The organism is Bacteroidota bacterium, from assembly GCA_041658205.1.
GTDB lineage: Bacteria > Bacteroidota > Ignavibacteria > UBA10030 > UBA8401 > UBA8401.
On sequence record JBBAAO010000001.1, the window covers coordinates 2121931 to 2147331 of the forward strand.

The window sequence follows — 25401 nt, forward strand, 5'->3', positions numbered from 1 at the left end:
ATTTTTTCCTAGAGGAAAAAATTAGAACTGACCACGCATTTTTGCAATGGAATTGCGTAATAATGCGTTAGCATATGCTGTGTTATGAACACCTGAACTAAGGTCATGTTCAACGAGGAAGAAGTTCCACAGTGCACCTGCTTTTTGGGACGGTTTAATTACCAATGGTTTGGTCGATGTCGCTTTAGCCTGCATCGTAAGTGTATCTAACCAACCGGCGGTTGCAAGAAGAACTTTCAACGTATCAAGATTTGCATGCGTTGTTGTCATTGCACCTTTGTAATCTAAACTGGTAATTGTTGCATGGCATCCTGAGGTTTTGCAACCATTCAGGTTTTGGCCTTCATCAGATTCTAATTTCATTGAATGGCCGCCGTCATAATCTCCACGAGCATTCGGCATATGGCAGATTGTGCAACCGTCTGTCTTCACACCGGTTGAGGTAGTATGGAACGAATTGGACACTGTTACCGGAGCATTTGACCATTCATATCCCCCTTTACCCATCAACATCTGTGTTTGAACGCCATAATGTGAATACCAGCGACCAGAAGTGATACGGATTGAATCGTTCACTGCATCGGTTGAAGTAGATTTGCTGGGATCAAGCATAACTGCTTGCGAACGCGGTTTGTGACATTGTGCGCAGAGATTGCCTTTACCATAGTCAAACGTATAGTTTGCAACGCCTGTTAGGTTTGACAATATTGTTGCTGGTGATGATGTACGTAATGCAAAGTTGCCATTCTTGTGCGGTGAGTGGCAAGCAAAACAACCGACTGGAGTAGAATTATTAGCAACAGTGACCGTTGAACCATTCTGACTTTGTACAAATCCTTCAGTGGTATGGCAAACTGCACACGTGGTGCTGTTTTCAAATGATGTTCCGCCATTTGCATGTTTAGAACTTGCCCATTGGAACGTTATAGCTGATTTATGGTACAGTGTATCCGTATCCGGCGTGTGGCATGTGCCGCACTTTAAGTTTTCTTTGAAACCTTCAAAGTAAACAAATCCGGCATCTTTACCAGCCGCGCCTTCTTTTCCTGATGCACCATCTTTACCTGCCGGTCCTGCGGGACCTTCGCAAGCAATGAGTCCAAATAATGCGATTGCGGTTATAACAGTTAAGAAATTTTTCACTGTTGTAACTCCTTTCGTTGATGAAGTAAATTGTTTCGTTTTAGTGAATATTGACTTACCAGTGAATATGAGATAAGTCAAACCTGGGTGAAATCTGACAATACATTGGCAAATTATATGCCGAAGATAAGTGTCGAAAATGTTGAATTTTACAGCATTGCATAATTCAATTTCTTAAGGTTGCAATAGATTCTAAAAACAAATTTGCATATTTGAGAGTGGGAAAAAGATAAAAATATCTTTATTTACAGCTAAAATCGTACGTTTTGCTCTGAAACAAAAAAGTCCTGTTTACAAAAACAGGACTTTTTTGTTTCAAATAAAACATCTGTATTTTCACAATACATTGTCGTTCGATTTATAGGTTAATCTATCTTCCCATTCACATGTTTAGCGGGATCGGCGATCGTCAGGTTTGAATTAACAATTGACACCGAACTGTGACAAGATGAACATACTGCTGTTACTGAAACAAACGTATGACCAGTTTTTGGAAATGCTTTTTCTTGTGTCGTCGTTTTAGTTACGTCGCCATGACATGTTCCACATGCTGCAGCAGAACTGTTTGCATCGGTCCATGTCATAGTCACATTTTGATTACCGCCATTAAAATTTCCGTGACAATATGTATTGGAACATGAATTGCCAGTCGAAGAATATGCAGCATTGGATCTGTACATCGTGGAGATCGAATCAAATTTTACTTCTGCATGAACAGAAGCATCAATATGTCCTACGGATTTGACACTTGAGGGAACAGTATGGCACGTGGCACATTCTACAGCTGCGCCAAGATTACCCCCCGACACATGCTTTTGGTGTGCACCAACTCCGCGAATTGTCGGAGAGCTATTTCCGACAAGATCATTCGGAGGAGCAGCATTTACACCACCATGACAGGTAGTGCAATTTTCCGGACCGTTAGGTTTGCTATGACATGTGTTACATGATTGTCCCGTTGTGCCGCCGGTGTACGTTGAGCCATGACACGATTGACACAACGTGAGGTCGTAATTTTTGGATTGAATAAATTTTGCGTGAAAATTTGACGAAGACGGATTTGCAAATCCTACTCCGTGAACCGAAACTGGAGTCTGCGTCAACGGCGTACTATTTTTCTGTTCACTACAGCCGGCAATTACAAGAACAATCATCACAAAAACGAGGTATTGAAATAAGTTTTTCATTGGACATTCGCTCCGTGACAGTATCCGCAGAAATTCTGGCCGGCTTTTCCGTTTGGTTTAGCGTTGGGATCGGTATGACAGGTGAAACAGTTAGCCGCCATATCATCATGCCAATCGCCTCTAATGGTTTTCATAAATCCGATTGCGTGTGTTTTGGGATTCGTTCCTTTGACGCCATCGGCATCAGTATGACACGTAATACAGGTTGGATCGCCCCCTTCTGCATCATGACATGAAGCGCATTGCTGAATGTCACGTTTCGCCAAGGTTGCATGAACACCGCCGCCAGAACCAACTCCGATTGTTGTAAATCCCGCCTGCTCATGGCTTGTTGGTAACACGCCGCCAAGTGCAACACTTCCATTCATATGACAGTCGCTGCAGAATGTTTGTTGACGATGGCACGTTTGACAATCCGCCGAACGACCCTTTGCATCGATTCCATGGGTAAATTTATAGTTCAAATCATGAACATTTTGACCAGACAATGCAGATGCTTTATCATTTCCAAACTTTCTCGGAGATAACATTCCTGTTGCTTCAAACTTAGAAAGTTTCGTGAGATTTGATCCGTCATGACATTCCATACACGATGATTCCGTATGACAGCTTTGACAGTTCGCATCAAATGTGCGTCCATTCATCACTCGAGAATGTTCGCGTTTGAAATTGGATACCATGTGTGACGCCGGACGAAGCGATGTAAGATTTGTGTGGCACGCTTCGCACTGATTCACTGCTTTCACATTATTATGGCAGGTATTACATGTAGCCATGGAAGGAAGATTTTTTGCTTCAGCAAAATCTGTCTTGTCCATATCAACATGGCAGGTAATGCATTCTACTTTTTGATCATTGACATGTTTTTGATGATCAAATATTATTTCACGAATCGGATTCGGCAGCGCTACCGGATTATTCTCATCGGTATGACAATATCCGCATTTCTCATTCACTTCTTGTTCGTGACAGGATTGACATTCCGTATGGGTGGGAAGCATCTTTTCGGATGCATTTGTTGCCAGCTTTTCAGGAGTATGACAAGATGCGCATTCGACACCAGCACCTGCGTGTTTGCTGTGCGAAAATTTCATAATCTTTGTCTTGTCCGGCTGTGTATCGTCGTTTGCAATGGCACTGCTTCGTCCGAAGATCACGAGTGCGATCACGACAGAGACCATTGACGCTATCAAGAGATTTTTTTTCATCATAACCAATTCAACTGTTCACTGAACCAATAGTTAATTTTAAGGAATATGCGCATATCACTTTTGTATTGTGGATTGCTCATCCATTGGAGCTGAAAATCTGTGGACAGCGTTTGACCGGTACGATAGTTGACACCAAGTGTTCCATTAACAACATCGCTGGCCGGTGCAGTTTTATCAAGTTTATATGATGCAAAACCAAGTGCACACATAGGTGTAAACGTTCGTTCCATCATTGGATATGCTGCTTGAACCGAGACACCATTCAATTCACCGGCATAACCGAAATTTTGTGTGTAGGTAGCCGAAAGAAAATCGTATGTCCCTCCAACAACTAACCGCTGACTGCTCTCATCAACATAATCAACATTAGCAAAACGTGCAAAGATGAATGTCTTTGCCAATGGCCGGTATTCCAATCCTCCCTCAATCTCTTTAGTACTGTTGATATTGAAGACGGAAAAAATGGAATTATAGGCAACTCTTGGCTGACGATAAATATATTCTCCGGTGACATTCAGCTCCTTCATCACTCCAACACGGGCAAAGGTCTGTATTTTTGCGATCTCTTCTGAGTGGAAATCATAATCCGACTTTGCCTGTACGGAAAACATTTGCTCATGTGCATATTCAACATCCACCGAAGCAAGTTCCTCTTCGTTCGGTCTGCTGTTAATGACAATTGCATAAGGATTAAAAAGAGAATCCATACGAAGCGCCGTGTATGGCTTTCGCTGCCATCGTTTATTCATGTAACTGATTCCGATCACTCCCTCTTCTATCGGCGCGTAGGTAACCTGTCCACCAAATAATCCGTTCGAGCCAATATAACTTTTTCTAATTTCGCGCGATTGGATGACATTGGAGCCGCCGTATCCGGTGACTGCTAATGACCGATCAAGGAACCGCGCTGTTCCGGAAATACCGTCGATCAATCCGCTGCCAACGCCTGCAAAAACAAATTGGCGGCCTACAGTAAGATCTGCAATACCGCCAATGTTTTTTATCTTCATCAGGAAAGAATTCACTCGTAATTCAGGATCCGTAGAAAGCGTGGCACCAAAATCATTTGATACCATTGCATTCATATTGAACGAATAATTTTCGGTTGCCGCATTCACATACACGTTCTCGTATGCTCTTAGATACAATACTTTCGCTAACGCTGTATCTCTGCCTTCAAATCCGTAAAACGATGTTGTCAAACGTCCCGTTGTCATCTGCGCCGAAGCGCTCAGCGAGAGCAAGACAAGACCGAGGTATATTTTGCGTACCATTATTATCCTTTCGGCATCGGATGTTTAATTTCTTCGAACATTTTCTTGAAATCGAAATCTTTAATAGCATGCATTTTCGGTGTATGGCAGCCAATGCAAACTTTTTCTTCGACTTTCACAACCAAACCAGCAGCAATTGCTTTTTCTTTATTTTCCGGTTTGTTGTGAATTGCTTTGTAGCCGGACGCTGCACCATGACATGCTTCGCATTGTACACCCATTTCTGCTTTGAACGATTTCTCAACTGCTTCACCAAAGCCGGTAGTATGGCATTCCAAACATTCTTTTGCTTCGCTTGCTGCACCGGCAATACTCTTCGCTTTTGCATATTCGGCAGCTTTATCTGTCTTCAATACAGTAAATGCTTCTGCATGTTTTGATTTTTTCCATACTTCCACTTGCTTCCCTTGTTTCGGAAGATTGTGGCAGGCGCATGTGTTTACTCCGACAAATTTATTTTGAGCGATCAACGGAAAAGCAAAAATCAATAATAGAAGAGTGAATCGTTTCATATCAGGTCTCCTTTGAAGTAAGTTGTGAGGGGAATAAGAAAACTGAAACTATAACGGCAAACCATGTGCCGTGTTATTTTACATAAAATTGATCATTTTTGCACCATTTTTTTACACTTCTTTCCATAGATGCGAAATCATTGTCTCCCGCTTTTGCAAAGGTAAGAAGAAATCAGATAAATGTGTCTGTGTGAAAATACCACCGTTATTTTTTTGACTCTATCTTACGAATATAGAAATAGAGTGAAATGACTAAAAAGGTAATGATAAATGTCGAAACTCCTAACCCTTTTCGCCGGAAATAATACTCCTCTATTGATTGCTGCGCTTCGCCCTGGACGAATGTTGCCACATTAATTCCATTGGACACCACTTCACGGAATTTTGCTTCATTGAATGAATGGACCAGCGTTCGCGATTGGAGGCGGGCTTGATGTGCATCCCGAAGCTTGAACTTTGCTTCAGTAACTTCCATTCCTTTTTGTTCTGCATCAACGATTAACGTTTCTGCAAGCTGCTGCTGAGCATGTAAACTGTCAATCAACATACGCATAGTTCCTGCTACTTGAAATCCTTTGATGTTCTTTGATTCGCTGTGGCATTTTGAACAAACTGCTTTGCTTGATGTGCCGACCAATTCATCAGTGGCATGAAGAATTTCGTGGTTACTATGACATGTTTCGCATTCCGGAAGATTTCGTTCATCAAATGCTTTTTTGTGAGGACTTGCTGAAAATAATTCTGCATTCAATGCATGACATGAGCCGCATACTTTAGAAATTGATTGTACACCGGGAGGTGTTGCACCGTGATTCCCGTGACAATCATTGCATGCTGGTGCCGATAAATCCTTTTTCACCATCAACGCCTTACCATGGACGCTCCTTTGATACTTTTCAAATTGATCGACAGGAATTTTATATTCCTTCATTCGATCTTTGTCACTATGACATTTCGCGCACGTCGCCGGGAGATTGGCCGGATAAATTGTAGAGCGCGTATCATTAACGGATCGAATCCCGTGACTTCCATGGCAGCTTGCACATTCAGCAACTTTGACATCCCCCTTTGCATGCTTCATACCATGTACGCTCGTCGTATATTTTGCCATTTGGTCAATGGGCAGCGATGGATTATAGGCACGCATAAACTTTGCATCGGAATGACATTGAGAACATAACTTCGTCACATTTAGCGGATAAACCGGCGACGTAGGATTTTTAGGACTGACAATTCCGTGAGCACCGTGACATGTTGTACACTGTGCAATATGTTCTTTTCCCGTAAAAGAAGTTTTTGAATGGACACTCTTTTGTAACTCATCCCATTGGTCTACAGGAAGCGAAGAACCGTATTTCTTCATGGTCTCGGCTGATGCATGGCATGTTGCACATGCCTCAGAGATATCGTCTCCTTTCGGTACGCCGGTATACCCTGCTTTTTTACTCATGGCAATGTCCATATCATCGGACTTCGAATTTCCTCCATGGCAAGCTGCACAGGAAATTCCTTTTTTAAAATGAACATCCGTTTGGAATTTTTGCGATGGAGCGTCTCCTACGGTGGAGGAATGGCAGGTATAACACTGATCATCTGCAAACGCGATGCTTTGACACATAATGATCACAACCAGGTTTGCTAACAGAATTTTAATATTTTTCATGCGAGCCATCCTACAATTGTAAGCGTGATAATAAATATCACAATAAACAGACCGAAATAGCTGACCTTTTTATTTACTTTTCCATGCGAACTATCCCTATCCCAAAATGGAACGGTCATCCACAGAAGTCCACCGAATCCAAACATGAGTATCCCAAACAATTCCCCGTCAATAAACAGGACATGTCCGGGAATGTATTTTAATGTTTGAAACATAAAAAGAAAATACCATTCCGGTTTTATTCCTGCCGGTGCCGGCAAAAATGGATCTGCTTTTCTACCAAGTTCCCACGGAAAATAGACTGCAAGAATTGCCAGGACGTTTAAGACAATCAACCACAACAGGAGATCCCGCAAAACAAAATTTGGGAAGAAGGGCATTTTCTTGATCTCTTCTTCCTTCAGATGCTGCATATGCATCGGTGTGCTCATTCCTTGAACCTGAACAAACAATAAATGTATTCCCAGAATAACGCTAAACACAGCAGGAAGAATTGCAACATGTAATCCGAAAAATCTTGATAGCGTCGCTCCTGTTACATCTTCTCCACCGCGTAAGAATTGTAACATCGGTTCTCCAATAATGGGCATGACTCCTGCGATATCCGTACCGACTTTTGTTGCAAAATACGATACTTCATTCCAGGGAAGGAGGTATCCGCTAAAACCAAAGGTCATAGCAAGGACCAACATGAGCATGCCGGAAAACCAGGTTAACTCTCTCGGCTTTCGGTATGCGCGTTCAAAATAGACACTGAACATGTGAATCATCACGGCAAGAATAAACAGATTTGCCGCCCAACTATGGATGGAGCGGATCAGCCATCCGAATTGAACTTTCGACATGATGAATTGAATACTCTCAAACGCTTGTTCCTCGCCGCTTTTGTAATACATCAATAATAGTATACCTGTAACGACTTGAACAATAAAGAGAAACAGCGACACACCTCCAAAATAATACCATACGGAATGGCGGTGAATCGGAACATACTTCTTGTTCATAAATTCAACTACTTGACCGAGTTGAAAACGATCATCGAGCCATTGATATACTTTTGAAAAGAACATATTCATTTCCGACCTCCTTCAGATTAGGATTTATAGACCAATACGTCGTCACCTTGAAGTGCAACATCATACACATCAAGAGGTCGAGGAGGCGGGCCGGAAACATTTCTTCCGTTCAAATCATATTTCCCGTTATGACAGGCGCACCAGATTAATCCGAAATCATTTCGGTATTGTACGGTGCAATCGAGATGGGTGCATGTAGCAGAAAACGCTTTGAATTCCCCTTTGGTATTGCGGACGAGGAGGACAGGTTTTGTACCGAATTTAATAATTGTGCCGGTATCGTTGGCAAAGTCTTTTATCTTCCCTGCCTTCACACTTTTCACAACAACTTCAGCTTGTTTGGGAGGTTTGAGGTATGAGACAATTGGGTAAACAACAGCAGCGAACCATGCAGCAACGCCACCGAAGAGAAAATATCGAAGAAAATCTCGTTTGCCTTGTTGCGTATTCTGATCAGGTAGTTCCGTCATAACACTCCTCTGAAAATGATTGTGAATGTTTTATGTAATCGGTCAAACTCCTATATCTCTATGTTCATCATTCATTACTCGGCGCTGTGACAATCGCTGCAGTTCATCTCTTTCCATGCGTCTCCGATATCGACGGGATGCTCATACTCCACTCCTTGGAGCGACACATGAAGTTCTTTTTTATCCAATTTTTGTGCGAGGATAACATGGCACGTATTACAATCGCGAGACAATACTTTTCCATTATCGCCAATATGCTTCCCATCGTGGCAGCGGAAACAGCCGGGTGAATATAAATGGCCGATATTATTCGGATAATGTTTCCATGATACGCCCATTTCCGGGAAAAAATTACGGCCATAAATTTTTTTGACACGTTCGACCGTACTATCAATATCCGCTTTCATGGAGTGTGCAGCAAGAGGATACCGTAAAGAATATTGTTCGCGAATAAATATTCCAATACTGTCCATTGCTCCCTGTTCCGTGGAATATGTTCCGTTCAACGCTGCAACACTGATCGCTTTTGCCGAAGGAAGTTTTGGATTGATCCATCCAAGTTTCATTGCATCGTTCACCGTTTCATTTGGCGTTCGATAAATATGAGTCGGCCGGTTATGACAATCTATACAATCCATTTGTCGTACTTCCGCGTTGGTCAACTGTTCTTCCTTGAACGATTCATCGGTTGTTTTATAGGTGACAATTTTTCCGCTTTTTTCGTAGACCTGAACCACAGGAATAATTTGTCGCTGACTATCGGTTGCGGCATAGGTGATTTTATTATTGATGTTCATATGCCAATGGATACCGGACGTTGGACCTGTTTCGGTATTTCCACCGCCGATCTTCAATAACAAATTCATCCACCACATGGTATTTTTTTCATCCGATAAGAAGTACGTTTTCTCTACCTGTTTTTCAGCAAAAAAATGTTTCGGCCAGTGACATTGTTCGCACGTTTGTTGCGCAGGACGAAGGTTGCGAACCGGAGTTTCTATCGGACGACTATATTTGTTAAATAACACCGAATACACTTGATATGCGCCAGACAATTTTGATTTTACGTACCAGTCCGCACCAGAACCGACATGACACTCCGCACACGAAACACGGGCATGAGGTGAATACATATATGCCGTATATTCCGGCTTCATCACTGAATGGCAAGTCAATCCGCAAAATTCTACCGATTCAGTATATTCATACATTTGAAAACTTCCGAATGCCAGCGATACAAGAAAGAGCAGTCCTAGAATTGCAACAAATCCAAATACCGTCCGATGATGTGGATCATTTAAGTTGATTGCGGGGAAATGATATTCGATTCCGCGAGCATGCCTGCGAAGCCACCATTGTCGAATCATGCCGACGAGCGTTATCGCCAGACCGAGAATAAGGAACATCGGCAGGATGATGAACGTGATAATACCAACGTATGCTCTTCCGCCTCCCGCTACATAATCCAATACCAACAGGAAGATGTCGAGGAAAAGACTGATACCTGCGATAGCAGCTCCGATCATACTAATCGGATTGAAAAATGCTTTTGGAATAAATCTGCGCATCGGTAGCGTTCCCTTATTATTGATAATTGAAGATCATAGCATAAACGATCCAGATGACAATGCTGAATCCCAACGTGAGGGCTGTCCAGCCAAATACTTTAATGGCACGAATCACAATCGGCTGATACGGTTCCACAAGATGCTGTTCGAGCGTGCCATTCTTGACGTGCTCCTCATATTCCGCAGGTTTGTCCCGTTTTAATTCTTCCACCGACATGCGGCCGGAGAAGACGACAATGTCCATCGGAAATTTTTCCGGACGAAGATGCGTATTAAAGAAATGGATCGTAAAGATGAATCCTGTTGCCAGTAACGCTTCATCACTGTGAATAATTGTAGCAACATTCAGCGCCCATCCCGGAAGAAATTTTGTAAAGAATTCCGGGAACCAGAGAGTTGCTCCGGTCGAACCGATGACAAAAACTCCCCAGAAGACGGCAAAGTAATCGAACTTTTCCCAATAGGTCCATCTGCCGTATTGCGGACGCGGGCCTTTTCCAATGAACCATTTCACCGAATCAATTGCATCAAACAAATCCTTCTTCATCGGTATGAGGGAATCTTTTCCAAAGAGAAGATTTTTCCAGGTGCCGAACTCTTTCTTCCTTCTTCGGAACAAATCATAAATGTGCGTCACAAAAATACCAACCAGAAATGTTGCCGCAACACGATGGACATAACCGGCTGATTCAAATCCTCCAAAAAATCTTGATACGATGCTTGCCCAGCCGGTATAGGAAAACTTCAACGTCATTCCGGTCAATGCAAGCGAGATGAAACTGACAACCATGACGATGTGCAGGATTCGATTTAATCTGCTGAAGCGTTGATACTGTGGTTCATTGGCATGTTCTTGCTCAACTTTAATATGCTCTTTCCTCATCTGCCATGCACGGGGAAGCCACAAAAGCGTATGCACTCCAAAAATAGCAAATGTTCCCACCACAAGAGATGTCATAGCCCAAAATACCCAAAAGAGAATTGGATACTTATCAGGATCGTGGTGAGTAGCGTGTGTTAAATAACCGGCAAATCTTCTATTTGCACCGGGATGACATTTCTGACAAGTCTGCACTACATTTTGCCTGCTTAAATGTGATTCCGGATTAGCAATCGGCAAAATATCGTGCGAACCATGACAATCGTAACATTTTGCCGTCTTTGTATATCCGAGTTGCGCCACCTTCCCATGATATGTTTCGAAATATGTTTTGGTAATCTCATCATGGCATTTTCCGCAGGTTGTCATTACTCCAAGTTTAAACCCTTGTGCATCAGTGCGATTGATGGTGTGAGCGGTATGGCAATCGTTACAAACAGGTAAAGGCTTATCCGATTTGGAAACCAATCGAGAGTGTATGCTCTTCGAAAATTTTTCTTCAATGCCGTGATGACATTTGCCACAGGTTGTTGGAAGATTTTTAGCGTTGACGCTCGACGTTGTATCCGATTTTGGTAGTTCGCGATGTGACGTGTGACAGTCTGTACATTTAGCGGTGACGGTCAATCCGCTCTTTGCCAAACCTTTACCATGAATACTTTCCGCATAGTGATTGATAATGTCGTGCTGCTCACCTTTGTAGCGTAACGCAGCTTTCTTTCCTTCCTGATGGCAGCGTGCGCATAGAGTCGGGACATTAATGGAAAATATCGGTGATGATGGATCAGCTTTCCCTTTCACTCCGTGAGTTCCGTGACATTCCTTACAGGTTGGAGCATTCTGATCATTTTTTGCAAAAAATTTGCCATGCGTACTCAGTTTATATTGGTCACCCACTTCCGTATGGCATTGGGCACAATCAACTTTTTTTGTGATTGCATCGCAGGGACGAGTGTGTGAAGATTTTACTTCGCTGTGACATTGACTGCAGGCTATCTTGGGGCCATGTTTCGAAGCGGCATATTCGCTGACATCAACAAACAGGGAACGACCGTCTTTTGAAGACTTCACATCTTTTTTCTCATGGCATGTCAAACAATCTTTGTTTGCCATTCCTTGATCGTAAAACACTTTTCGTGCTTTATGCGGTTGATGGCAATCTACACAGGCAGGAAGAACATTTGCCTCTTTTTCCCAGAGCTTTCCATTAATCACTTTTCGATGGACAGCTTCAATTTGCGAATGACATTTTTGACATGTGTTGGCAATATTTTTTCTGTTAATAGAAGATCGTGGATCGGTATGCGGAAGAATAAGATGCGGTGAATGACATGATGCGCACGTTGCGGCAACGGATAATCCTTTTTTCAACAATCCTTCCCCGTGGATGCTTTCCGTATAATTCTCAATGATATGGTCTTGAGAGATGATTCCGCGCCGCATCACCGAAGTACCTTCTTTATGGCATTTACCGCAGGTATACGGAACCTTCATCGGTGAAACGGGAGAACGTTGATCCTTCACAGTCAGAATATCATGTTTCCCGTGGCAGTCGCTGCACGATGGTGCAAGAGGATCTCCTTTTGCTTTCAGCTTACCGTGGCGGCATTGTTCAAACAGTGCTTGCTGTGTATCGTGACAAGTACCGCATTGCACCGGAGTGATTGTTTCTTTGTGAGGAAGATTATTTGGATCGAATCCTTCGTGACAGGAAACGCATTCCAAGTCTTTGTGAATGGAAGTTCCGAATTTCTTTTCATCCACAAACAGCGGAATGGACTTCCCATTTTTTTCCATGGTCAGTGTATGGTCAGTATGACAAGCAAGGCACTCAGCCTTGTCTTGTGCATACACTGCCTCTGACAACAGGAGCAATCCTAAACAAACGGAAAGGGTAAAAATAAAAGATCGAATTGTCATGCGATGAGTTTTGTTTATTGAGCGTCCTTTTCCTTGGATTCTTTCTCTTCCTTGGATAATTCCTGTTCCTTAATCCTTCGCAATTCCAACGGATGTTCGTCGGCCATCTCCTCTTCTGAAATTGTTCCTTTCCACCAGGCAAGATTCATCGGATAGATATCCGGATTAAAGATAATGAAATAGAAATGCCACACAATAATTGCCAACGTTGCCAGCCATGCTTCGTAATAATGAACAACCCGTGCAACATCCCACCACGATTTTCCAATAATATTGATAAATGTTACATCAAACCAAAGAATAAACCCGGTAAACCCCATCACCATCGTTCCCCAGATCAACGCCCAATATTCCGCTTTTTCAATGTAACTGAATCGGTCAAGCAACGGTTTTTCCTTCGTAATGCCAAGATTGTATTTCGCTACATTCAGCGCATCATACACATCGGAAATCTTTGGTAATAAATCGCGAATCAACTGTTTACCGCGGGGAACAACGAAGATATAATAGATATGATATAACGAAGCCAAAATGATAATCACCGCAGAGGTGCGATGGATAATCCCACGAATATCGAATACTGATTCACTGATGGACCGGATGCTGACAACCCACCATGCATCGGGATACCGAAGCATGAATCCTGTCAACACTAGCGTGATGAAACTCAGTGCGAGCGCACCATGCTGGAATCGTTCGTTCAACGTCATTCGGACATATAAACTGTGTCCGATCTCATCCTCTTCGTAATCATAACCATGACGGCGATGACGTAAACGGCGTTTTGATTTGCGTCTGAAGTCGAGAAGATTGTGAATGGCCATTCCACCAATCGTCACAACAATCAATACAACATACAGATTCGACACAAAATAAATCAATTCATCTTCACTGTCCGACTGTGTGGTAATGTGTACTGCACCAACGGCAAAATTCTGTCCGGCTCCCGGATGACATTTTCCACAGGTGACGGCGAGATTGGATTTATGCACCCGTGAAAGTGAATCGCTCGACGGAAGAATATCGTGGAATCCATGGCAGCTTGCACAGTTTGCCGCTTCTTTGCTTCCGGATTTTACCGCAAGTCCATGATAACTATCATTGAATGTTTTTGCCCTACCGGTTGGAAGTCCGAATTTTTCGGACATCTTTACAGAACTATGACAGGGTGAACAGACTTCCTCAGAAACGTGTAATTTCGAAACAGGAGAATTCGGATCTTTTGTGCTTAATAATTTATGTTCTCCATGACAATCCGTACAGACCGGAGATGCATTATTTCCTTTTGCAAACGCTTTTGCGTGAATACTTGTTTTATATGTCTTAACAATATCCGCATGACACTGCGAACAGGTGGCGGGAATATTATGTTTATTGACTTTTGAATCTGCATGAGAACCTTTTTGCATATCATGACTGCTATGACAACTCACACAATTAGCCGCTTTACCATTTCCTGCTTTCAATGCTTTCGCATGAACGCTCTGTTCGTATGCATGAACGAATTCAGAAGCAACATCCTGTGTTGATTCTTTTTTTCCATGGCACGTTATACACATTTTTTCTTGCGCCACTTTTACGGCCACGGTATCTTTTCGCGCACCATTTGTCGGCATCAATACCGAATGGCACTTGACGCAGTTTGGAGCATTCGGAACTTTTGCCGCAAGAGCATCTCCGTGTGCTGATTTTAAAAACTTTTCTTTTTCACCGGCATGACATGTTCCGCAAGCATTCACAATATTAGCACGATTGAATTTTGATCCTTCCACTTTCGGAGAGACTACGTCATGTTTACCGTGACATTGTTTACAATTCTTACTCGGATCGGAGGTTGGGCTAAGAACTGTTTTGTGAAATTTATGCTTTTGTACATCTTTTTGATGGCACGTTGCACATTGAACAGGCTGAATTGTTTCCTTGTGAGGAATATTATTTGGATCAAATCCGGTATGGCAGGTAGTGCAATTGAATTTTTTGTGCGGTGAATTTTTTAGGTGGTCGTCATTGACAAACAGCGAAATGGTTTTCCCGTTTTTCTCCATCGTTAAAGAGTTGTCCGAATGACATGCAAGACAATCTTCTTTCGTTTGGGAAATTGCTGTGAGGTTGAAAAGAAAGAGAAAAGGAAGTATGCGTAAAAACATCTGGTATGCCTTAATTATCGTCTAAAGATCTTGAAAAAAACCTGAAAACACTGCACATCAAGAGACAAAGATTGTGCCGTCTATTTTCGATTAAAAATTCAACATTTTTGTTGGTTATTTTTTCAATTTTGACTCAATCTTATATTGCTTTTCTATAAATGAGAGGATTTTCACTGATTGAAGTAAATGTATAGAATATTCAGACAAATTACTCCGATTTAACAATGCGTTTCTCATTTTATTATGTTTCAAAAGGATGAATTCTTTTCGGAAAAAACGAGTAGAAAATACTGAGGTAAGAATACTCTATATCACTACAGAAAGTATATGTGGAAGAACAAAATACAGCACGGGGACACTTTTTCGAAAGGATTTCAGAATTGATTTTCTAGTACACTCGTCGGGAGTCGAACCCGAAACCTTCGGCTTCGGAGGCCGACGCTCTATCCAATTGAGCTACGAGTGCAGGTTTGTATTCCTAATTTACAAGAATCAAAATTAGGGAACAATATAATTCTCATCTTCAAAGAAGTGATATATTATTAGAAGTGATCTCAAAAATGAATTTTATTGTCATTCTCTACGAGTCGTAGACCGAACGAAGTCCCAAAGGGACGAATGAGGAATCTCGTTTTTATAATTGAAAACAAAATCGAGATTTCTCGATGCTTCGCATCTCGAAATGACAATGATTAGGTATTTTTGAGACTACTTCTAATGAAAGAATATTTCGTCCCTAACGGGACTTGACAATTGATTCGCTTGATTTTCTACAAATATCTCGTCTCTACCGGGACATCGGAACAAGCAAATGAGTCCAGGATTTTATCGGTTTTAAAAAGCACCGTAGGCACGTAATATTTGTAGAACATTACAATTTCCAAATTGAGAGTCCCTTTAGGTCGACGACTCGACTCGTCGAAGATGAGATAAGAAGAATTTTCAGTTTTGCGTAACATCAGTTACTTATTATTTACTCCATTGATCGGTCCTGAAGGAAGATGCGGGAAGTCCGTATTTATTGAACAACGTCCCCTCTACAATATTATGCCATGCGTACCGTACCGCAATTGGATGAAGAACCTCTGCGGAAGTGACAATTAATTTATCTTTTTTCACAATTACTGTTGCAGGTTTAAAAATGCTATCCTCTCCAGCAATTTGAACGTAATGTTTATTATTTTTAAGTATTAACCTTAATCCATCCGCATGATCAAAACTAATAATGATTGTGTTTTTAGAAATTTTGAATGATTTATACAACGGACCTGAATATTGCTTCTTCTTTTTATAATCCTTTGCCAGTGCCCATCGTGCAAGACGTTCACCCACTTCCTGTTTCTGTTTAGGATGAATATCTGAACTGTCCCCGATATCCATCGTCACGACCATTCCCGTTCCGGGAACAGAGAGCGTTTGAAATTGTGCTTCCCGTAAAAATTGTGACGGCGTCCTGTCCCCATATTGGAACGGAGCGATTTGAACAAAATAGAACGGAAAATTAATTTTCCAATCTTCTCTCCAATTTTTGATCATCAATGAAAACAATGCTTTGTATACTTCCGGCTTCCGGGTATTGCCTTCCCCTTGATACCATATCGCCCCTTTGATTGTGTATGGAATTAATGGTGCGATCATGCCATTATAGAGAGCAGTAGGCATTTGAAAAGAGACTTCCAATCCCAGCGGTGGACGGTGTTCAAGCTCATTAGTTGTGAGACTGAACAGATACAATTTATTATCTCTGAATTCCGCTGCGGGCATATATTTCCATTCACCAGTAAGAGAAATTTTTTCTTCGCTTTCGGCAGGATGAACATTCATTTCAGCACCAGGACCGTACAACCCTCCCCCTGCAATTAGATCAATCACCCGCACGGCGATGGAAAGAATGGAATCCTGAATTATTCCGGCAGGAAGAGTGTATTTTCGCAAGACATTCCAACCGGAACCTGTGTCCACTCCTCCCACATTGATGCCGTTAACATACGTCGCATCGTAATCATCAATCGGTCCGAGTTCCATGATCAGCTCTTTATTCCGCCATTCGTTCGGTATCTGAATCTGTTTTCGGAACCAGATGACACCGTTAAAATTTCCAACCTGTGTCTCTTCCCAAAGTGTCGGAAGATCCATGCGTGCCCAGCTGCTGTCCTGGTAATTTTTTCCCGTCACAATGGAATCATTCAAATCCAGCGATTTCCAATTAGTGGTGATCCTTCGTTGTTCCACATCGAGAATTTTATGCGATTCCATCCATGAGATAAATATTTCGTAATCTCTTTTGCTCTTCGCAACCTGTTCGGAAAAATTCTTATAATCTTCATGCATCGATATGTATAGTTCGTTTGTCCATGCCTCAACAGGAGTTCCTCCCCACGTCGACTGAATCAAACCAATCGGTACCTTTAGTTCGTGAAACAGATTTCTTCCAAAAAAATACCCAGCCGCGCTGAATGATGCCGCCGTTGCGGGTGTGCACACCTGCCAAGTACCGGTGCAATTAAACTGCGGCGTTGAGGCAATCGTCCGCTTTACGGTAAACAGTCTGATCATAGGATAGTTTGCTTCCCGCAGTGCGCTCACGGTATCAGTCGGAGGCCATCCTTCCACCGGCATATCCATATTGGACTGGCCGGAACAAATCCATACTTCGCCAATTAACACGTTAGTATAGACGATCGTTGAATCGCCAATACGCAGATTCACAGTGTATGGACCGCCGGCTTTAGGGGTTGAAATAAACGTTTTCCATGCACTATCGGCGCCAACAACTGCTTTCCCCTTTGCTCCCCACGATGTTGATATATCGACATTCTGCTTCGGAACAGCCCTGCCCCAGATTGGAACGCTGGACTTTTGCTGAAGGACCATATTAGTGGAAAATATCGCCGGCATTTGCAAATAGTCAGTGGAATCAGACTGAGCTGAAACGAGTGCAAAACAAATAACTATGCTGAAGAATAATTTCATAAGCGTGAGGATTATGTGATAGTGAGTAACGGGGACTTTTTCAAATACAGAAATGAACGGAAAGTCACTGTTTGTATAATTTATATTGTATCAGATTTTTTTCCTCTATGCAATCACACGAACGTGTTATTTTCTTAACTCACTGGAAATACTATTTAACTGATGTGATACATTGCGATGGAATCAAAAAAATAAATGTTATATCAAATGAGTGACAAACTACCGAGACAGAATAGCAACAAAAAAAACCTCCGACATCAACGATATATAACGATACGTCTTATCAGAAAATTACATTGTCCTGTATAGTACGGACTCCTTTATGTACAAACAATAATTTATTCGTATATTTATTAAAAGTTTCTGTAACTACTCAGCAGAATTACATAAAAATTCAAAAACATGCCGCCAAAACACGTAAGTGCGCAAAAAGAATTTGAGTCATTATCCCAAAAAGGTTGGTTCTATTTTGTGTTTTCGTGTTTTAGTGGCAAAAAATCATAACCGCTGAGAAGTTACAAGTTTCTTTAAAAAATCAGATTATGGAAGTACCAATAAATTTCAAAAAATAAAGGATAAAAATGAGCAGCGAACAAAAATGTCCAAAATGCAATTCTGAACATGTATACCAAGATATGAATTTATGGGTTTGCCCTGAATGTTTTCATGAATGGGATCCTTCTGAACTGGCAAAAGCAGTTGAAGAAGAGACACAAACAACGACATTTCTCGATTCGAATGGAATTATTCTTAATAATGGAGATACTGTAACAGTAATCAAAGATTTAAAAGTAAAAGGCTCTCCATCGGGAATTAAAGTCGGAACAAAGGTAAAGAATATCCGTTTAGTTGAAAGCAATGATGGCCACAATATTTCTTGTAAAATCGATGGGATCGGAGCGATGTTTTTGAAATCAGAATTTGTTAAGAAAGCATAATATCTTCTTATATGCGATACGTTCTGAAATAAAAAAGGGAGTAACTACTCAGCAGAATTATATAAAAATTCAAAACCGTGCCACCAAATCCCGCCAAACAACTAGTCGGGCAGGCACGAAAACACGAAAGTGCGCAAAAAGAATTTGAACCTAATTAACTATAATTTGCAAATCTGTAAATGATTTTACGGCATATTTTCAATGCTATTTCAGCAATATTATTTTTTTAATCTCATAATATTCATTCGCACAAAATCTTAAAAAATAGATGCCACTTGGAAGATTTTCTGCATTAATTGATTGAGTGTATATACCTTTTGACTTATTCTCGGAAAGAATATATTGTACGTGTCTCCCGAGAATATCTATTAATTCGAGTTTTACGAATGCATCCGACTTAAGACTATACACGAAGGATGTCGTCGGATTGAATGGATTGGGATATGCATTTGAGATTGAATATTCAAGTTGAATATTTGAAGATTTGACAATCCCATTTTGCGTTCCTTGAATGATATATTTAAAAGCGTAATACATTGGTTTGCTAAAGCGATAATGCATTGAATTTCCAGCCCAGTTTAGAACACCAATCGAGAAATATGATACATTATCCGATAAAAATAGTGAACTACCACTTTGTCCTTCTATACCGTTGATATTGTAACCAATGCCATCTTTATTTATTACGTCCAAAATCCCATAATTGTAATACAATGTGTCCCCATTGAATATTCTTGTAGAATCGTCTCTATCAATGGTTCCTGGATAACTAAATTTATGCAACACTTTGTTTTTTAAGGAACTGTCTTGTTGATAGAATGATATTCCTATCCATCCAATTGACAATCCTATAGGTTCACGAACTTTGATAAGGGCTACATCTTGAGAAAGATAATAGTCATCTATGTTTATTTTAGGAATTATATAAGTAGAACTGAATGACTTGTTCAGTAATTGGTTCTCTTTACCATTATCAAACCCTGGGATGACCAATACACTATCTATAAATGATGAAATATTGGTTGAATCGAAAATGTTATAGAGACAATGACTAGCTGTTAAAACTAGATCTTTTGAAACCAATATCCCACTGCACGTAGGAAATGATTGACCATTTTTGTAAGCGATTATTTTTACTGCAGTTCGAATTGGATAATCTGAAACAGAGAAGAGTTTTTGCGCTGGAGTAAAATCGGTGAACCCTGCACCCGGAAAAACATTAGATGGTTTTATCAACGGTAAATGAGATAATCCAGACAGCGAACCTATGTTCCACTGTGTATTTTCAGATATTTTACTTTTATCATATATCTGAGGCGGTATAATTTTGATTGTGTGGGATCTTACATCAAAAGAAACCAATGTATCATTCTGAGAAAATGATATTTGATTAATTAAAACTAAGAAGAAAATAGAAAGTCCTAAGGTCAGTTTCATCTGTTGTCCGAACTATTCTGTTCATAGAAAATTGGATGATATTCTTATTTCAGGACTACATTTCAGCTACAAAAAATCGCCTTTCGGCGATAAATTGTGAAACCATTGTACACCCGGAGGGATTTGAACCCCCAACCCTCAGATTCGAAGTCTGATGCTCTATCCAGTTGAGCTACGGATGCATTATTTTTTGAATTTGAACCCAAAGCGAAACCCCCTTGGGGTTGAGCTACGGATGCAAAAGCGAATATTTTTCTTTATAGATTCCGCATTCGCTGTGCTCTGCGGTTCCGCTTTTTGAATCCCGTTCAGGTGGAATCCAGAAACGGGAGATTCTCAAAACTTCTGCCACTCGCTCCGCTCGTGGGAAGTTTTGGAAGTTGAACTACGGATGCAAATTTTTTCTAAAAATCTTAAAGCGAAATCCCTTTGGGATTGCTTGTCCGCCATGCTTCACCTTTTGGCGGGAACTACGGATGCGTTAAATTTGAAACGAATGTGAAACAATATACAAAATAATGAAAATCAGTGCAAGAAATAGAGATTGAATTCTGAAATAGTAGAGGAAATCGCTCCTTAGTTTTTAAATTTTTCCGCTGTACGGAGTCCCGTACTGCGGGACTCCGCCTAAAAACAGCTCGTAATAACTAAATGTTGAAAACAGCTTCTCGTATTATTAATCTTATGCCTTGTTACTATTTGACGTATAGCATTTTTTTCGATTCAACAAATGCTTTTGAAAGCAGTCTGTAAAAATAGACTCCAGACGAGACTGATCTGCCGTTTTGATCTGTTCCATCCCATTTCACGGTGTAGCGTCCCGGATCTTGTTCCTCGTAGACAAGAGTCTTTATTTTTTGACCAAGAAGATTGTATACCTGAATGATCATCTTTGTTTGATGCATACCATCAGGGATATCATACTGTATCGTTGTCGAACCGTTGAATGGATTCGGATAGTTTTGTGACAACCGAAATGTTGTCGGATACGTATTGACCGGTGCTGTTACTTTTTCGACATGTGATTCGATAGATGTATTCGAAATCAATGCAAAGATAACCTGCATAGAATCAATCATATCCTGCGAAGTGATCATCGGAAGTCTGAAGAGAGATCCACTCCCCGGTTGAATCTCATTATTCTGCAAATTGTATACAATGACTCGTACTTCTTTATTTTGAGTAGAGACATACACTTGCATCGGTTCGGCACGTTTCATAATGAGATTCGTTGATGTAATATTTTTTGTCGAATCTTTCAGCGTCAACCGAAGTTCCATACCGCGGACCGGAACGGTGTTGACCATATTTATTCTTAAACCATATTGGGTTGCTTCAAAAACAGTCGAGGCATTGTCAAAGACTTTCTTCTTTGATGCAACCACGGGAGAAATAAATTCACTATAGACATTCTCATCAACAAATATTGATGGTAACAGCGTATGTGTGAGTAACGATCTGGAAAGAAGCGTCTCGCGGATAAAAGCAATATCCGTCGTATCAATATTTCCATCATGATTATAATCTGCTTTTATCGAATCTGATGTTGATAAAGTAATCTTATTGTTGATAAAATCGACGAGCGATGTTATATCCGCAATATTTACTTCAATATCCTTATTGATATCGCCATAAACATAGTAGGCATTTGCCGAGAACATTTTTGAAGGAACATTGCCGACCGTCGCATTCACGGAATATGTTCCGGCACGTTCACCTAAACGCAAGAATGTTTTTGCGTTTCCGTTCGAATCCGACAATGTAAGTGAATCGCGAAGAGTTTGTTTCTTGGCAAATTCCGGTGCCGATGCCATTCGGAAAAATACTGTGTCGTTGGGAACAGGATTATTACCGCGGTCGCGAATTGTCACCACAAATGCGGTATCCAATTCTGTTTCTGTCGGATTCACCTGGTGATCTCCAAAGATCTGCATCATGGTAGCAGCAGTACCATTTGTTGCTTGTGCCGTAAATATTGTTTCAAGAAGTGCTTGTCCAACAATTTTATTGGATGTTTTCTTTCCCTTCTTTCCTTCAATGTCGGCTGCTTCATTCTGTGCCGGGGTCGCGGTGAATGCCCGCACTGAATATGTCCCAACTTTGCTGCCAAGTGTTAACTGAGATGATGCAAATCCGGAAGAGTCGGAAGGCTGAGAATCTCGGCTAAGAATGGCGCTCGTATCTCCAGCCGGCCTTCCGATGACAGCAAAACGAATATTCGTTAACGGAACCGCATTTTCACCAATATCCACAACACGAACGGTAAACGGAATATCCAAAGGAGTAAAGATCGGCTTCGTTTGATTTAGTCCAACATTCGGTACCATTGCAACCGCTGCGCCGTGCAATGCGATGGCGGTAAAGATCGTATCGGATATTCCGGCACTGCGTACTCTGATTCTGTACGTTCCGACTTTATTGCCAAGGATAAATGTTGCGCGAACCGTGCCATTTACATCGGACGTTGGATCACTTATTATTAATCGCTGTCCAGTGGCATTAACGGGAACCGCATCAATGCTAAACTGTACCGTCGAACCAGGAACTCCATTACCGCCGATATCAGAAAGATGGAGAACAATTTCATTCTGAAGCTGAGTAATTATCTGCGCTGATTGCCCGTTACCGGAAAGCTGTGTAAACGATACCGCTGCCCCGGGTCTTGCGGATGCAATAAATGAAACAATCAGATTATCATTCACTCGAGCGTTGACTTTGTACTCTCCGACTTTATTTCCGAGCGTTAATCGGGTTGTTGCAAGTCCGGAAGTATCTGTAGTATCGGCAGTATTGCTGATTGATTGTCCGATTGAATTTAGATTCGGAATTGAATCAATGGAAAACATCACCGTTGCCTGAGGAACATTGTTTCCATTAGCATCACGTACTTGAACAACAAATTCCGAAGTTAATGTTTGGCCGATTACCGCCGATTGGTTGTTCCCTTGTATCGACGCAAGGACAGACGCAGAGCCGGCTAAAGCATTGCCGACAAAACTCAATGATTGACTTTGTCCGAGTGTTGTAGAATTTGCACCGACAAGATAATTTCCTACTTTTGTTCCAAGTGTTAATACGGTCGACGCTTGTCCAAGTGAATTGGTGATTCCACCCGTACTGCTGAGTTGTGCTCCATTACTCGGAACCGTTAGAATTCTAAATTCAATTGTATCATTCGGTACCGGATTTCCTCCTTGATCCAATACCGTAACAATAAACGGATCATTTAACGGCTTCCCATTCTCTCCCGATTGATTAATACCACCACTTATTGCAAGCTGGTCGGGCGCACCGACGGTAGCATTCGCAATAAACGTGACCGTATCCGACACACCCGCAATTTTTGCACTGACAGTGTATTGTCCAATTTTACTTCCCAATGTTAAACGTGTTGAAGCATGGCCGCTTATATCCGTACGAGTTGATTGTGCGGTTAATCCATCGCCAAACGAACCGGAAGGAGTATGAACAATCGCGAATTGAACGAGTGCGCTGTCCACCGGATTTCCGCCGATATCGGAAACAACTACGGTAAACGCTGTATCCAGTTGAGTCAATATCGGTTTCACTTGCAACGGAATAGGAATAGAATCGAGTGATTGTGCAGCGCCATGTTTCGCCTTCACCGTCATTCTCACCGTATCAAGGTTTGGCGATGTTGCAATCACTTCATATGTTCCTACTTTGTTTCCCAGCATAAAGAGCGTCGATGCGATGCCCGAAGAATTCGTCACAACATTAATATTGCTCAATGCTGCACCAGCATTTGGTGCCGGCATTGAATCAATCTCGAACTTGACAGCGACGTTATTTACCGGAGAACCAAAAATATCAGTGATGAGTACTTTGAGTGTATCCAATGTTGTAAGAATTACCTGTTCATTTGGAACTGTATTTGCATTGGCAATACTTGCCGGAATTCCTGCGCCACCATTCAGCGGTCCGAGTGCATGCGTGGTATCGGTAGCAGTCCAAAGTCCCTTCAATGGAACATTCGATTTCGTCAACGTTTTTAATAACGTATCAACAACAGGAATATGTCTCTGCCAGGTTGATCCGTTATCTGCAGATCGCCACAGCTGCAGATTGTTAATATCTTGTCCATTTAACTCACTGTCAGCAAATTTAAAGACGACCGTACCAATCGCCGTCGCATCTGTCGGTTGAATCTCATAATATCGCCGGATGGATTGTTGACCATTTCCAAATTGGACGGAATCAGAAGCGCGGAGCACACTCGTACTTCCGGGAGCGTTGGAAATCCAACTAATGGTTTTTCCAATATTCCCGAAGGTAGAAGATGTTGTATCACCTGTTAAATTCACTGTCTTTTTAATAGCACCTTTTAATATTCCCAATTCAAATAACGTGTCTCCTAACGTAATCATATTTCCCTTTGCAATATTCAGCGTCACCGGCGTCGCGATGGTAAGATTGCCTGAAATCGAAAGATTTCCTCCCGTTGTTGTTTTCGTACCTGTTCCCATTAATCGGACATGCTTATAATTAGCAGCCGGCAAGGATTGATCTGAACCAATCAATTCAACTGTTCCTTTCATTTCCGATGGAAGTCCGACCAATTGATTTTTTACTTTTAATACGCCGTTATTAGTTATCGTTCCGGTATTAACTAAATCCTGGGCAGATGAAATGCACGAAACAATTATTATAAACAACTGAATACATACAATTCGCTTCACTGTAAGTTTTTTGACAGAAGATACTATTGTCCTCAACAGCCGACACATAGCTATCCGCTGTATTGATAAATATCCAATATTGTTCTCCTTCAACACTTCCCCATTATATTTCATGGACGAAGTATTTGTCGTCGATATTCCATCGCGTGGAGTATTAAAGAGTTTATCTCTCCAAGAAAGTCCCCGCAATCTATTTTTAGCATTATTTAAAATCATACGATACCATAATTATTGATCTTAGAAATATTTCTCTTGATCCTTTCGTATCGAGTTCTCGTCATGCCCTTTATTTTCTTTCTGCT

At 41.4% G+C, this 25401-nt stretch carries 15 protein-coding genes and 2 tRNA genes; 1 reads left to right on the top strand and 16 read right to left on the bottom strand.

All coding sequences use genetic code 11. The features are described from left to right. Nucleotides 1-21: 21 nt before the first annotated feature. The 13 genes from WDA22_08810 to WDA22_08870 form a co-directional block, all read right to left on the bottom strand. Complete coding sequence (locus tag WDA22_08810; GenBank protein ID MFA5833565.1) at nt 22-1143, bottom strand: ammonia-forming cytochrome c nitrite reductase subunit c552; 1122 nt, start codon at nt 1141-1143, stop codon at nt 22-24. Nucleotides 1144-1508: 365 nt separating this feature from the next. Then, on the bottom strand, nt 1509-2330 hold the full coding sequence (locus WDA22_08815; protein MFA5833566.1) for a CxxxxCH/CxxCH domain-containing protein: 822 nt from the start codon (nt 2328-2330) through the stop codon (nt 1509-1511). Next, nucleotides 2327-3538: a cytochrome c3 family protein gene (locus WDA22_08820; GenBank protein ID MFA5833567.1), complete on the bottom strand. Its 1212-nt coding sequence runs from the start codon at nt 3536-3538 to the stop codon at nt 2327-2329. Before WDA22_08820 ends, WDA22_08815 begins: the two co-directional genes overlap by 4 nt. Further along, the gene (locus WDA22_08825; GenBank protein ID MFA5833568.1) at nt 3538-4815 is read right to left on the bottom strand and encodes a hypothetical protein; all 1278 of its coding nucleotides are present in this window, start codon (nt 4813-4815) and stop codon (nt 3538-3540) included. Before WDA22_08825 ends, WDA22_08820 begins: the two co-directional genes overlap by 1 nt. Before the next feature lie 2 nt (nt 4816-4817). Beyond that, the gene (locus tag WDA22_08830) at nt 4818-5327 is read right to left on the bottom strand and encodes a cytochrome c family protein (protein MFA5833569.1); all 510 of its coding nucleotides are present in this window, start codon (nt 5325-5327) and stop codon (nt 4818-4820) included. A 205-nt stretch (nt 5328-5532) separates the two neighbouring features. Beyond that, complete coding sequence (locus WDA22_08835; protein ID MFA5833570.1) at nt 5533-6990, bottom strand: cytochrome c3 family protein; 1458 nt, start codon at nt 6988-6990, stop codon at nt 5533-5535. Continuing rightward, nucleotides 6987-8066: a cytochrome bc complex cytochrome b subunit gene (locus WDA22_08840; GenBank protein MFA5833571.1), complete on the bottom strand. Its 1080-nt coding sequence runs from the start codon at nt 8064-8066 to the stop codon at nt 6987-6989. The genes WDA22_08835 and WDA22_08840 overlap by 4 nt, the downstream gene beginning before the upstream one ends. 17 nt (nt 8067-8083) lie before the next feature. Further along, nucleotides 8084-8536, bottom strand: coding sequence for a ubiquinol-cytochrome c reductase iron-sulfur subunit (locus WDA22_08845; GenBank protein MFA5833572.1), 453 nt, complete (start codon nt 8534-8536; stop codon nt 8084-8086). A 74-nt stretch (nt 8537-8610) separates the two neighbouring features. After that, nucleotides 8611-10104, bottom strand: coding sequence for a NapC/NirT family cytochrome c (locus WDA22_08850; protein ID MFA5833573.1), 1494 nt, complete (start codon nt 10102-10104; stop codon nt 8611-8613). A gap of 16 nt (nt 10105-10120) precedes the next feature. Then, nucleotides 10121-12904 carry a cytochrome b/b6 domain-containing protein gene (locus tag WDA22_08855; GenBank protein ID MFA5833574.1) on the bottom strand — a complete coding sequence of 928 codons (2784 nt, stop codon included), beginning with the start codon at nt 12902-12904 and terminating at the stop codon, nt 10121-10123. Between the two features lie 14 nt (nt 12905-12918). Beyond that, the gene (locus tag WDA22_08860; GenBank protein MFA5833575.1) at nt 12919-15051 is read right to left on the bottom strand and encodes a cytochrome b/b6 domain-containing protein; all 2133 of its coding nucleotides are present in this window, start codon (nt 15049-15051) and stop codon (nt 12919-12921) included. Nucleotides 15052-15443: 392 nt separating this feature from the next. Then, nucleotides 15444-15517: transfer RNA gene (locus WDA22_08865), tRNA-Arg, on the bottom strand. A gap of 503 nt (nt 15518-16020) precedes the next feature. After that, entirely contained in the window at nt 16021-18024 is a 2004-nt protein-coding gene (locus WDA22_08870; protein MFA5833576.1) for a sialate O-acetylesterase, read from the bottom strand. Between the two features lie 581 nt (nt 18025-18605). Here WDA22_08870 and WDA22_08875 point away from each other — a divergent pair. After that, nucleotides 18606-18962, top strand: a complete 357-nt coding sequence (locus WDA22_08875) for a zinc ribbon domain-containing protein YjdM (GenBank protein MFA5833577.1) — start codon at nt 18606-18608, stop codon at nt 18960-18962. A gap of 204 nt (nt 18963-19166) precedes the next feature. On the opposite strand, the gene WDA22_08880 is transcribed toward WDA22_08875, so the two are convergent. From WDA22_08880 to WDA22_08890, 3 genes are all read right to left on the bottom strand, one after another. Continuing rightward, nucleotides 19167-20399, bottom strand: coding sequence for a T9SS type A sorting domain-containing protein (locus WDA22_08880; GenBank protein MFA5833578.1), 1233 nt, complete (start codon nt 20397-20399; stop codon nt 19167-19169). 108 nt (nt 20400-20507) lie between these two features. Next, nucleotides 20508-20581 (bottom strand) — tRNA-Arg (locus WDA22_08885). A gap of 513 nt (nt 20582-21094) precedes the next feature. Beyond that, a complete protein-coding gene (locus WDA22_08890) occupies nt 21095-25315 on the bottom strand; it encodes a FlgD immunoglobulin-like domain containing protein (protein MFA5833579.1) in 4221 nt (1406 codons plus the stop codon). Between the last annotated feature and the right edge of the window lie 86 nt (nt 25316-25401).

Bases quoted from the DNA above. Each gene is read 5' to 3' on its own strand.
- WDA22_08870 (MFA5833576.1), bottom strand. From the start codon at position 18,024: ATGAAATTATTCTTCAGCATAGTTATTTGTTTTGCACTCGTTTCAGCT.
- WDA22_08890 (MFA5833579.1), bottom strand. From the start codon at position 25,315: ATGATTTTAAATAATGCTAAAAATAGATTGCGGGGACTTTCTTGGAGA.
- WDA22_08875 (MFA5833577.1), top strand. From the start codon at position 18,606: ATGAGCAGCGAACAAAAATGTCCAAAATGCAATTCTGAACATGTATAC.
- WDA22_08830 (MFA5833569.1), bottom strand. From the start codon at position 5,327: ATGAAACGATTCACTCTTCTATTATTGATTTTTGCTTTTCCGTTGATC.
- WDA22_08825 (MFA5833568.1), bottom strand. From the start codon at position 4,815: ATGGTACGCAAAATATACCTCGGTCTTGTCTTGCTCTCGCTGAGCGCT.
- WDA22_08880 (MFA5833578.1), bottom strand. From the start codon at position 20,399: ATGAAACTGACCTTAGGACTTTCTATTTTCTTCTTAGTTTTAATTAAT.
- WDA22_08860 (MFA5833575.1), bottom strand. From the start codon at position 15,051: ATGTTTTTACGCATACTTCCTTTTCTCTTTCTTTTCAACCTCACAGCA.
- WDA22_08835 (MFA5833570.1), bottom strand. From the start codon at position 6,990: ATGAAAAATATTAAAATTCTGTTAGCAAACCTGGTTGTGATCATTATG.
- WDA22_08815 (MFA5833566.1), bottom strand. From the start codon at position 2,330: ATGAAAAACTTATTTCAATACCTCGTTTTTGTGATGATTGTTCTTGTA.
- WDA22_08855 (MFA5833574.1), bottom strand. From the start codon at position 12,904: ATGACAATTCGATCTTTTATTTTTACCCTTTCCGTTTGTTTAGGATTG.
- WDA22_08820 (MFA5833567.1), bottom strand. From the start codon at position 3,538: ATGAAAAAAAATCTCTTGATAGCGTCAATGGTCTCTGTCGTGATCGCA.
- WDA22_08845 (MFA5833572.1), bottom strand. From the start codon at position 8,536: ATGACGGAACTACCTGATCAGAATACGCAACAAGGCAAACGAGATTTT.
- WDA22_08850 (MFA5833573.1), bottom strand. From the start codon at position 10,104: ATGCGCAGATTTATTCCAAAAGCATTTTTCAATCCGATTAGTATGATC.
- WDA22_08840 (MFA5833571.1), bottom strand. From the start codon at position 8,066: ATGAATATGTTCTTTTCAAAAGTATATCAATGGCTCGATGATCGTTTT.